Source organism: Bacteroidota bacterium, assembly GCA_016722375.1.
Taxonomy (GTDB): Bacteria; Bacteroidota; Bacteroidia; order Chitinophagales; family LD1; genus Bog-950.
In genome coordinates, this window is sequence record JADKJG010000006.1 from 49,995 (window position 1) to 62,459 (window position 12,465).

At 45.4% G+C, this 12,465-nt stretch carries 4 protein-coding genes; 3 read left to right on the forward strand and 1 reads right to left on the reverse strand.

Features of this window, described 5'->3' with window-relative positions:
• The first annotated feature begins 378 nt into the window (after positions 1-378).
• The 3 genes from IPP77_09405 (at position 379) to IPP77_09415 (ending at position 11,610) form a co-directional block, all read left to right on the forward strand.
• Entirely contained in the window at positions 379-9,192 is an 8,814-nt protein-coding gene (locus IPP77_09405) for a PKD domain-containing protein (protein ID MBL0309870.1), read from the forward strand.
• A 201-nt stretch (positions 9,193-9,393) separates the two neighbouring features.
• Positions 9,394-10,572 carry a chromate efflux transporter gene (gene chrA, locus IPP77_09410; GenBank protein MBL0309871.1) on the forward strand — a complete coding sequence of 393 codons (1,179 nt, stop codon included), beginning with the start codon at positions 9,394-9,396 and terminating at the stop codon, positions 10,570-10,572.
• 18 nt (positions 10,573-10,590) lie between these two features.
• Positions 10,591-11,610, forward strand: a complete 1,020-nt coding sequence (locus IPP77_09415) for a sulfotransferase (GenBank protein MBL0309872.1) — start codon at positions 10,591-10,593, stop codon at positions 11,608-11,610.
• Between the two features lie 90 nt (positions 11,611-11,700).
• Here the strand turns inward: IPP77_09415 and IPP77_09420 are convergent, their stop codons facing one another.
• Positions 11,701-12,459: an aryl-sulfate sulfotransferase gene (locus IPP77_09420; GenBank protein ID MBL0309873.1), complete on the reverse strand. Its 759-nt coding sequence runs from the start codon at positions 12,457-12,459 to the stop codon at positions 11,701-11,703.
• Positions 12,460-12,465: the final 6 nt, after the last annotated feature.

Below are 12,465 nucleotides of genomic sequence, written 5' to 3' on the forward strand. Positions count from 1 at the left end.
TCCGTCTTTTCTTTAGTGCACCCTGAGCGTACTATTGTTTTTATGGATGCAAAATTGTCAAATGATATTTTGGTTCTATAATAACACCTATTTTAATGCTACCCATACTGCCTACCGCACATTAAACAGCTCGTGGATTCATTTCTGGCATGATTCTTGCCATATACAAGGTCTGTTTTTAGTAGCCTGTAATGTTTTTTATTCAAAATTGGGGCTATCTGAATCCAATGATTATTTTTACATAAGCAAATGGAGCCACTCACGGTAGTATTTTTCGACGCATGGGTTTGGAGTGGGCTTGACAAACGGAGTTTTAGAGAGTATTTTAATCAAAATTAGGCAGTATAAATTTTTCCACTCACAATTTAATAACTATTTATGACAAACAGTTTTGCAAACGTTCTAACTACCAAACAAAGTAACACAAGCGAGCGGAAATCTCTGTTCTTTAAAGAGACCAAACTCGGAACCTTACTCTCGAAAATCCGGTTATTGATCCTTCCGGCTATTCTGTTTTCGCTCCTCACGATGGATGCAGGCGTTTCGGCACAAGTCCCTACCCTGATCAAAGTTGGTACTGGTACGGGTAACCCAGCTTCAGATACAGACCCGGGAGTAACGGTGGAAGCTGCTTCTCCTTATGGCTTAACCGGAGCCGTTGCCAGCGGGAAAAAGGTGCAAATGATTTATACCAAAACCATGATTGAGAGTGCGATGACGACCGCAGGCTTTACTCCGAGTGCCGCTTTTATTCACGATTGGGCGTTTAACGTAACCAGCGCAGTAGGCGGCGGAATGAAGGCGGTTAATTATACGGTGAAAATGGCGAATGTAGCCCAAGCAGATATTTCAGGAGGTTATTATACCGGTACCATGACGACGGTATATACCCTCCCCTCTCTTCTAATGGATGCTACCGGATGGATTACCTCTCCAACTTTTGCTACGCCATTTACATGGGATGGAAGCAGCAACTTATGCATTGAGGTGTGTTATAGTGATAATAATACTACTGGCAGTTATTCAAATTGGGGCGCTGCTGCATATACGGATTTCCCAGGCAGTAATCACATGGGTATGATGGTTTCAGGTTCCGCCTGTGCCACTCCATTTCCAGGCACCAATATCAAAACTACCCGCCTGACAAATATTCAAATGAACATTACCTCGGCAGCCTCCTGTACAGGAGCGCCGGCTTTAACCACAGCTTCCGGCGCTACTCCTTGTGCCGGTACCAGTGCCCCCCTCTCGCTTTCTGGCGTATTAGTTGGTTCGAGTTATACCTATCAGTGGTTGCAGTCGAATGCTCCCAATGGAACCTACACCAACGCTACCGGCGGCACCTCAACAAACAATACATTTAATACTCCTACTACCCTGCCATATCCTACTACGTATTATAAATGTGATGTGACTTGTCCTAGCTCGGGTCAAACTACCCGTTCCAACGAAGGTACTGTAAACAATGCAGACTTCCTGACTTGTTATTGCACCGGAAATTATGCTTCGGGTAATAATACTGATATGGGTATTACAAAGGTAGCGATTGGCGCACCTGCCAGTCCGATAATAAGTAATACTAGCACTGTGATAGACGCAGGAATTTTTGGTGGCCCCTGCTATTCCCTTTATACTGCACCAACACCGGTTTCAAATGCCGGATTGGTTGCTTTGGGAAATTATAACTTGGCTGTTACGGTTATTGGTGTTGACAACAATAATCTTGGCACCCCATTGAATTATGTTCGGGCTTGGATTGATTATGATCAAAATGGAGTGTTTGATGCCAGTGAGTCTATCGGCACATTTGGGCCAGTATTACCCTCGACTGCTAACATCAATTTTACGGTTCCTAGCAATGCCCCCTCGGGCACAACTGCCATGCGCATTCGACACCTATTCGGAGCCGCCGTAGGAACAGGAGACGCTTGTACTAATTTGACCGCTGGTTGGTCTAGGGGTGAAACAGAAGATTATCGGGTCGCCATCACCGGGGGCTGCACCGGACCTAACATTTCGGCCACTTCGTTTAACTCCAATAACGTGTTGCCTACCGCCGCAGATATATCTTTTACAAGAGGCAACGGCACCAACGTAATTGTTTTGGCCCATGCCGGAGGAGCAGTCAATGCGAATCCTGTATCAGCTAACGGTTACACAGCCAATGCCGCATTCGGCAGTGGCAGCCAGATAGGAACAGGCAACTTTGTGGTCTATAATGGGAATGCAGCGGGTGTTTCTATTACTAACCTTACCAATAGTACCCAATACTACTTTGCTGTTTATGAATATTTAGGCAGCGGTGCCAGTGCTTGTTACAAACTGGACAATATATTGACCGGCAATTTCACTACGCCTTTATGTGTGCAGCCTTCTAATCCGCCTACCGGTGTTTCTGCCAGTCCTATTAATATGTCTTCTGCCACTATCAATTGGACGGAAGGAGATGGTGCTAGTTTTGTATTAATGAAACAAGGTTCGGCGGTCAGTTCAGACCCGGCCCAAGTAACCGGATATACAGCGAATGCCGCTTTCGGTTCGGGTGACCAAATTGGGACCGGTAATTATGTGGTGAAGGCATCTACCGGAGGCTCGGTCAACGTTACCGGTTTGCTTCCAAGCACAACCTACCACTACAAAGTATATACGTTTAAGTCTGCTTCGAACTGTTATCTCCCAACTGGAGTAACGGGTAATTTCACTACCTCGGGCTGTTATCCTACTGTGCAGGCTTCCAGTATAGCTTATACCTGCACAGATTATAGCAAAATGACCTTTACCTTTAACCGAGGTAACGGCACCCATGCCATAGTTTTGGCAAAAGCAGGCTCTGATGTGGATGATGTCCCTGTTTATAACACCAGCTACACAGCTAACCTAGCCTTTGGTACGGGTTCACAAATCGGCACCGGCAACTTTGTGGTTTATAATGGCAATAATGCAGGAACAGTATCGGTTCCGGTAACGGGGCTAACTTCGGGGATTACCTACTATTATAAGGTGTTCGAATATAATGCTTCTCCGAATTGCTATAACTACAACTCGCCTCTTACAAACATTCAGGCTACGCGAAACGCTGCTACTTATACTTCAAGCACTGTTGCCCAAATTGCAACTGACGTGCGGCAGAATTCTCTGGCTCAACCGGTTGTCCAGCTTCAGGTTGTTGTGGGGGGTGGTGTTGACCCGGCGGCTATTTTAAACTCTATAACATTCAACACTTCCGGCAGCACGAATACGGCTACCGATATTACCAAAGCAAAAATTTATTACACCGGTACTAGCAGTACCTTTTCAAGCGCTACACAGTTTGGCAGCACTTTTACCTCCTTTGCCGGAAATTTGACCGCCACAGGAAATGTGGCCTTGCTATCGGGCACCAATTATTTTTGGGTGGCTTATGACCTTAATTTAAATGCCACTTTGGCTAATGTACTTGATGCGGCGGTGACTAAAATTAATATTACGGACAACTCAGGTACCAATGACAAAACCCCTAGTGTGACAGCACCTGCTGGCAGTAGATTAATTGTTGTTCCTTCTCTTTCTTATTGTTCTGCTACGCATGCTAGCACTGTAGCGACTTATGGAGCAGGAGGTGTTAGTTCTGTTTCATTTGGCGCTAACTCATACACTGGTAATTGTTGCGCAGGACCGAAATATATAGATGCAACTTCAACAATCTTTCCTCTTACAAAAGGAAGTACCTACACTTTAACTGTCAACACTTACCAAAACGGTTATGCTTTTAACATGGCTGTTTGGGTTGACTGGAATAATAATGGAGATTTCGCTGATGCAGGGGAACAAATGGTTGCTAATACAGCTTTTACTAGTGATATTATTACAACTTCTTTTATGGTTCCTTTAGGTGCTACAGATGGAACACATACAATACGTGTTCGCAGTAATCATAATATAGGTTATTCCATCTCATCACCCTGCGGTTCAGTTCCTACCTTATTAGGGGCAGGGGGCGATGGACAGACGGTAGATTTGACTATAGATTTAGGAAACGGCAGTGTAGGCGTTCAGGCGGTTTCTTGTGCTACCGTGGCGCCAACAGTTTCAACACCTGTCAACTATATGAAGGGCGATGTTGCTACTGCTTTGACCGCTACCGGTTCAAGTCTGTCGTGGTACACTGCTTCTTACGGCGGCACGGGTTCAGGTACTGCGCCAACACCAAGCACCGCTGCGTCTGGAACGTTGTATTATTATGTATCGCAAACCGTATCGGGTTGCGAAGGCCCCAGAGCACAAATTGCGGTAGTAACCGGACAGGCAGCTTGTGTGGCTCCTTGTAGCTCCACACCTGCACAGGCCACGGTGAGCACCATTAAATCTACTTTTTGCGGTTCAGGAACTGCTATCTTATCCTTAATCGGATTAGGGTCTGATACCTATGAATATGCTTGGGAAAGTGCCCCGGATGTAAGCGGTACTCCGGGAATTTGGGGTCCAGCATCCGGAACTATTACAAGCGCTACCTACAACACTGGTACGGTGAGTGCCAGCACTTGGTTCCGTTGTAAGGTTTCTTGTACTGCCTTATTGGCCACCACTACTTCTTTAACACTAAAGATTACCATAAATCCATTGCCTTCTATCAGTGTTAATCCTGCGGCTCCTACAGTTTGCAGAGGAGCTAGTGAAGTATTGACTGCCAGCGGTGCGGACACTTATACGTGGTCGCCAGGAACCGGATTGAGTGGCACATCGGGCGCTTCGGTCACCGCTACACGCAACACAACACAAACATATACCGTAACGGGTACAGATGTCAACAACTGTTCTAGTACACAAACGGTCACCGTAACGGTGAACAATAATGTGGTGACGATGACTCCAAACGGAGCCTTCATCGTACCGGGGGACAATGTGAACTTGAATGCTTCTTTCCCGTCAGCCAACGGCTATACTTGGTCTCCGGGTACCGGGCTGAACACCACCAATGGCGCGACTGTAAATGCTAGCCCGGCTACTACTACAACCTATACGGTGACGGCTGAGGATAATACAGGGTGCTTTCACACAGCTCAGGCTACGGTATCGGTTAATTTGGGTACACCGGCCAGTGTTAGTTGCGGATATGCTTATTCGGAAACTACTACGCCGTTATGGACCGCACCTACGGGTGGCACGGCTTTATCTATGGTGGACGATGCAGTTTATACCAATATACCACTCAATTTCAATTTTGATTACAACGGCATTGTCTATAACTCAGTCGGCATCAGCACGAATGGATTCCTTTGGTTTGGAAGCGTAAATCCATCGGCTACTGAATATAATCCTATCTCTTCCAGTTCGGTATTAGAAGGGGTTATTTCTCCATTTGGAATGAACCTGACAGACGCAACGGGAGCGGCACTCTCTTATCAAACAACGGGTGTTGCGGGAAGTCGTAAGTTTACGGTATTATGGGATAATGTTAGAGGTATTGGTGGCAGTGTCGGTTCTAAAATGTCCTTCTTTGTTACGCTTAGCGAAGCCAATCATGGCATTAGCTTCCAATATACTGCCGGTGATGTACAGGCCGCAGATTTATACACAGCACAGGTCGGAATAAGAGGCGCATCGAATACTGATTTTAATAATCTGAGTGTTCCTTGTAGCAACGCCGGGCAATACGGTTGGGATGTAGCTACTAATGGAGGTGCTAACACAAATACCTCTGCCGCAGTTCTGAATTTTACTTGTGCTGCTAGCCCTTCAGGCTTTACTACTCCACAGTTCTATAATGCTGTGCTTGGTGGATTATTTCCATACTTTAATACCCAAGGAGTATATAATTGGATTCCTAAATTGACCACGCCTACTATTTCACCAACAGCTAGTCAAACGATTTGCTCGCATGAAACACTGGCATTCACTTCCAGCACTACGAATGCTTCACCTACTTATCAGTGGCTGCGCAACGGAGGTAATGCAGCAGGGGCTTCTACCAGTGCCAACTATACGGCAGGGCCATCGTTGACGGCAGGCAGTCATTATTTCTCGGTTAAAGTAATCAGCGGCGGTTGCTACAGAATATCTAATGTTACTAAGGTAACGGTTAATGCCAGTCCTGCGGTTTATAATGTTACCGGTGGCACTCAGTGCGGCACTGCTTTAGTTGGACTGAGCAGTTCAGATGACAATACAGTTAGTTACCAGTTAGTCCGTAACGGGGTGACCAATGTAGGCAGTCCGGTTGCGGGCAGCAGTGCAGCATTTAATTTCGGCTCACAGGCTACCGCCGGAACCTATACCGTTTTGGCTTCCAACGCTCTATGTCCTAATATTGCTATGACGGGTTCTTCTTTGGTGAATCCTCTTCCGGCTAATCCTACCAGCGGAGGCAATGTTTCCGTTTGTGCTGATTTGGCGCCGGGAACTATTAGTGCCACCAGCGCAGGGAATGAAATAGACTGGTATGTGGCTTCTACCGGAGGAACAGCCGACAAGGTTAACAGTACTACTTATACTTCACCTACCACCATTACTCGCTATGCTCAATCAAGAATAGCTGGTACGGGTTGTGTGAGCGCTTCGAGAACCTCGGTGGTTTTGACCGTGAATCCTATGCCTGTGGCTTATGATGTATCGGGAGGCGCTTGTACTCCGGCTATTATAGGTTTAACAGGCTCTCAGTTTGGAGTCAATTACCAGTTGATTAGAGATGGGGTCACTCCGGTTGGCAGCCCTATTGGAGGAATCAATGCGCCGGTTAGTTTTGGATATTTTAATACGACAGGTACCTACTCTGCCGTAGGAACGAGCGCCGCCGGATGTTCTACGCCTATGATTGGAGTTTCTCTGGTTAATTTATGTCTTAGTGAATGGACGGGAGCTACCAGTACCGATTGGTTTAAGAACACCAACTGGGCTCCTCCAGCGGTGCCGAATATCTGTGGTGCTACGATTAGAATCTATTCCAATGCGCCAAGATTCCCCGTAATCGCTGGTGCAGATGTTCAGGTAGGTAATATGGAGATTGCAGCAGGTGCATCTATCACGCTTCAAGGTCAATCTTTGGGTGTTTGCGGCGACTGGACGGTAACGGCAGGAACGGGTGTTGAATCGGTCGTGTCAGGTGATGGATTGGTAACTATAAACGGAGGCTTTGTTCAGACCATTTCAGGAAAGGCTAGGTTTGATCTTTTACAGATTGACAATTCCTTAGGTGTGGTATTAGCCAGTGGCGCATTTGTGACCGTTAGAGGTGGAGTGCAATTAAAAATCGGCGACCTCAACACTACAGCCGGCACCTTGCATCTTATGTCTTACTCCTCTATACATTGTGCTTATTTAGATGATTTCACCCCGGGTTTTGCCGGTACTTTAACGGGCAATATTTATATGGATCGCTTTATTCCAACCAGAGGATTCAACCAACACTATATGAGTTCGCCGGTGAATGCTCCTACCTTTAAACAATTAGGTGGCAGCGGCCCGAATGGGATATTTGTTCAGCCGGATGTTTACTGCGATGAAACAAAGAGTGCTTACCATTCTCCTTATGGAACGGTGTTCTCTTATGATGATACATATATGGCTCCGGGACAGTGCAAATTAGGCAACTGGCAAATCAAAAGTCAGGGCACGATGGACAATGGTCGCGGCTATTCATCCTACCAGCAAGGAGATACGGTTAGGAGCCTGATAGGCCCCCCGAATACAGGTGATTTGACGGTGAGCGGCTTAAACAACAAAGGCAGCGTTGCCGTACCTACGCTTCAATCCGTACTGAATCCTATTGAGTCGGGATGGAATCTGGTGGGCAACCCTTATCCTTCGGTGATTGATTTAACCACGCCTCGTGCCGGATTCTCTAATCAGGTGCAGGTATGGATGACCTCCGGTGTTTACTCCGGAAGCTGGCAGCAGTACCAAATAGGTATTTCCCCGCACATCTATATAGCTCCTTTTCAGGCTTTCATGGTTTTGAAAACTTCTGCAGGAAATAACGGTAGCTTTGATTTCTTTCAATCAGAGCGGATAAGAAGCTACGCTGGTATTCCGTTCTTCCGCACAAGTATTGAGAATAGCTTGGTGTTGGAAGTTGATTATAATGGAGTGAAGGATATTACAACCGTAGAGTTTAATCCGGAAGCAACGGAAGGGTTCGATGCTCAGTTTGATGCGAGCAAACCAAGCGGGCAGGCGGGCAGACCGACCTTGTTCACACACATGAACGCCAATCGTGGCTATGCGATCAATTCTCTTCCATCTCTTCATCAGGCTACTACAGTGCCTATGGGCTTGAGACCGGAAGCGAACGGTATGATGAAAATCTCTGCTGTGGGTATCCAGTCCTTTGATCCGACTTCTTACATCTTCTTAGAAGACAAGCAGACCGGTGTATGGCATAATATGAGAGACGGCGATTATACTTTCGCTACCAAGACTACCGATAATCAGGATCGCTTTGTGCTACACTTCACTCCTCCTGCTCAAATCTTGACCAGCGATGCAACTTGTAGCGGCAGCGGTATGATTCAAATCGAGCAGCCGGGAAGTTCCAACTGGAACTACAGCCTGTCTGATGTGAATGGTACAGTAGTTTCTACCGGAACGCTGAACGCTTCTTCACCGGTCAACATGAGCGCCAATGCAGGTGTCTATTCACTGACCTTGCGTGATAACAACGGTTACACGGTGATGAAGAATATACAGGTGAGCGGAGAACAATCTATTGTCGCGGCTTTCGCCGCCAGCAGTAATCTGGCTAAGACACAAGAAGAAATCACTTTCACTTCTCAGAACACAGGTGTAGTGACTACGGAATGGAACTTCGGCGATGGAAATACTGCCAGCACCATAGATGCTTCTCACCGCTATACCAGCGAGGGCGTTTATACTGTTTCGCTAACCGTGATTAACGAAGCGGGTTGTAAGTCAGTAACCACTCAAACGGTGACGATTACTTCGAGAGAAGCTACGGGCTTAACTACTATCCAAAGCAACAAACTTCCTATCTGGAGTGCTGACAACCGGGTGTTTATTGACTTCGGTGGTCAAACCAAGGTGGAAGCAGAGATTGAACTTTACAACATCATCGGTCAACTAATCAGCAGTGAGAAGTTCGGTCGCTCTACTATCTATTCTAAGGAGATTCCGAATCTGGAAGCTGCTTATATGATTGTAAAAGTGAAGAATGACGGTGTAACTACTACCAAGAGAGTGTTTATCGGGAATGTGAAATAAGTTTCATCATCCAAATATCAAAGCGCCTTGTCAGATTTCTGACAAGGCGCTTTTTATTTTCAGACTACAGACTACAAAAGTCTCTAAGACTTTTGTAGTCTAAACGTCAAATTATATAGAGTACTTATAAAGAGGATGTAGGGAGAGGAGTTTCTACTTACATTTGATAAAAGCTATTTTAGCCCCCTTCGTTTCGAATAGATGAAATTATCGGAATTATTTTGGGTATTTCTCAGAATCGGCAGCATATCATTTGGCGGTTTTATGGCATTGGTTTCTGTAGTTGAAAAAGAATTGACTCAGAAAAGAAAGGTACTCAGCAGCGAAACAATACTTGATGGAATTTCTTTGGCTTCTGTTTTGCCGGGACCCGTGGCGGTTAATATGGTGGCTTTTGCCGGTTACGAACTCAGAGGGATAAGGGGGGCAATCATTTCGGTTGTTGCTGTTATTCTTCCTTCTTTCATACTTATTTACAGCTTATCAGTAGCTTATTTCAGTTATGGGCACGTACCCGCAATCGCCAAAATTTTCGAGGGATTTATTCCTGCGGTTATGGCAATTATTGCTTCAGTAGTTTATGATTTATCTATAAAGCATATCAAACATCCATTTCAGGTATTTCTCTGCCTGTGTTCCGCCCTACTTATTTATCTGGTTGGCGGCTTATTTTTAACGATACTGATTTTTCTTATTTCCGGCCTGGCAGGCAAATTATTTTTGGATACTCCTTCATCAGTTTCAGCCGATGAAAAGACGATTATCTGGGATAAGAAAAAGCTGCTGAACGTGTTGGGACTTAGCGTCGCTATATTAATGGGGTATGTATTAATCGAATTGCTGATTCCTGAAGCCGGAATCTATCTGATTTATAAACAGATACTTTTTTTGTTCAGCGGCTTGAGTTTAACATTGTTCGGAGGGGGATATGTTTTTATTCCGATAATACAGCAACTGGTGGTCGTAAAAATGAACTGGCTTACTGTTAAGGAATTTACCGATGGCATTGCCTTGGGTCAGGTTACGCCGGGACCTATTTTGATAAGTGCCGCTTTTATCGGGTATAAAGTCGCTGGACTGACAGGTGCTGTATTGGGAACTATCGGTATGTTTATGCCCTCGGTGTTGCTGACCATATTGGGAGCACAAGGCTACCGGCATATCAGGCAATCTACCTTCGTTAAAGCCATGTACACCGGTATCAGACCGGCTGTTATCGGGATGATTATTTCGGCCATTGCCGTTATTGGAAAAACTGCCACATGGAATTGGCTGTGCGTGTTAATAATGGCATCCTCATTCATAGCAATCGTTGCATTTCGGATAAATATCATTTGGGTTATACTTGCATCCGGATTGACATGGTATTTTCTAAATTAATTTTTTCCTATTGATTTAATGACTCATTCCAAAGCTATTTTAATTATAGGCACCCAACGTTCAGGCTCCAATCTTTTGCGTTTAATGCTCAACCACCTTGGGCATATTGCCGCCCCCCATCCGCCGCATATTCTGCAATCGTTTTTTCCGGTTATTGATACTTACGGTGACCTGTCAAACGAAAAAACTTTCGATTCGCTCATAGAGGATGTATGTCACTTTGTAAACCTCAACATTATCTATTGGGGGTTTCAGATGCAACCAGCAAAAATCAGAGGGCGATGTAGAAATAATTCGCTGGTGGAAGTGTACAAAGCGGTGTATGAGGAATTTGCTGAAGTACATGAGGCGGAATATTGGTGCTGCAAAAGCATGGCCAATGTACATTACATTCCGCAGATTGAAGCAGCCGGTCTCCATCCTTTTTATATTCATCTCTATCGCGACGGCAGGGATGTTTCGCTTTCCTTCAAAAAAGTATTGGTGGGCGAAAAACATTTCTATCACCTGGCAAAACAATGGACGAAAGAACAGGAATTGGCGCTGGCCTACTGCGAGCAATATGCCTCAGGCAGATTCATTAGGGTAAGGTATGAAGATTTGATTCATAACCCTTCGCTAGAGGTAGGCAAGATTTGCAAGGCATTGGGCATTGAATTTAATCCAAATGCTTTTCTTTATTACCAGTCGGAAGAAGCCCATGCCATGGCAAAGATAAGCAGCATGTTCCGTAATCTGGATAAGCCCGTACAGAAACAAAACGACCATAAATACCTCCGCGAAGCCACCCGCGAAGAGTTGCAAATTTTCGAATCCATCGCTGCGCCAACCTTGCAAAAATTGGGCTACAGCCTGCTCTTTAAACTAGGGGAGGAATATGTATTTACGGATGAAAATATAAAGCGGTTTGATGAAGAAAACAGCCTCATAAAAAAAGAAATTGCCCTTACTGAAAGTGCCGAAGAGGTAAGAAAAAGAAGCTTGCAGAGCACTTTTTTAAAAGAGGTGGTGCAGAGAAACAATTTACACAAGCCCTGACAGGTTTTATTATTTCTTCTCTTGCCATCACGCTGAAGCCTGATTATAAACCTTACTATTCCGTTACTGAAAAGCAGGGCCATCCTGTTTTTATGGCTTTCTTTTCTTAGGACTGTTGCAGAGAACGTTCACATCGTTAATTGATAGCTGTTCCGAGCGGATAAACCCTCCTTCCCCGTAAGGCACAAACACGAAATAATTCCCCGGCTTTGTTACAGCAATAGTTCGTGTTACACTGGAGTCGCTCCACTGATAGGAAGAATAGTCTTGCGCGGTTTTCAGGTATTTCACGCCGAGGGAATCAAAGCAGGTGATTTGCGGACGCTTCACTTTCCAGGGAAGCTCGCGGTAGTAGAAGGAGCGGTAAGAATCAAGATGGTCGGGCGAGTTCAGCTCAAAAAGTTTACGACCTCTCTTATCTACCACGACGAAGATCAATTCGCTGGCAGTCCCAACCACCCCATAATTTACTAAGGTATAACCATTGTCCAAGCGTTGTACATTCCCTCGGGCTTGACTGACTAAAGCCGTATCGTAGGTATAGCTCCATTTCAGGGTGGCAATTGTTTTCACTTCATCCAATTCAAACTCCAGCGCTCGGGCTCCGTACGGTTTCTGATGGTGTCCCCCATCAAACAAAGTGATGTTTCCGTTGCTGATTCTACGGATGTCATGCTGACCGTAAAAAGGAACCGGACAATTCACAAAGGTGAACTGGTTGCGTTTGCCCCCCAGTCGCCACATAATGGAACCGTCTGACCTATTGATTTTGGTGATTTCGCTGTAATTCTTAGATGACAATAAAATGTTTCCGTCCTGATCCAATTCAACCGCATTATAATGTGCCATATTCGG